The sequence below is a fragment of the Vogesella mureinivorans genome (genome assembly GCF_007644035.1).
Taxonomy (GTDB): Bacteria; Pseudomonadota; Gammaproteobacteria; order Burkholderiales; family Chromobacteriaceae; genus Vogesella; species Vogesella mureinivorans.
The window spans coordinates 1-282 of sequence record NZ_VMTV02001083.1; the positions used below are offsets into that span (position 1 = coordinate 1).

Genomic DNA, 282 nt, shown 5'->3' on the forward strand with positions numbered 1-282 from the left:
CGTCGAGAACGGCATCTACATCGTCGGCGCCGGCAGCTTCTCGATCGACCAGCAGCGCTACAACGCGCAGTTCGGCGGCCAGCTGTTCTACGAGATCAAGGACGGCATGCGCTGGTCCACGTCCCAGTTGCCCGAGGCGTACATCAGCCGGGTGAACCAGAAGTCGTACTCGCCCTCGATCGGCTGGAACGCCCGCGCGCGCGACGCGACGAGGGCGGCGAGGGTGGCGGAGCCGAGCTTGAGGAAGTGGCGGCGGAGCATTGCTTTGAGCCGGGATTCGGG

1 protein-coding gene is annotated in these 282 nt (G+C 66.7%); it reads left to right on the forward strand.

From position 1 onward, the window contains the following. The coding region (locus FLQ44_RS22850; RefSeq protein ID WP_147696178.1) for a hypothetical protein at positions 1-282 on the forward strand (282 nt) is incomplete at both ends.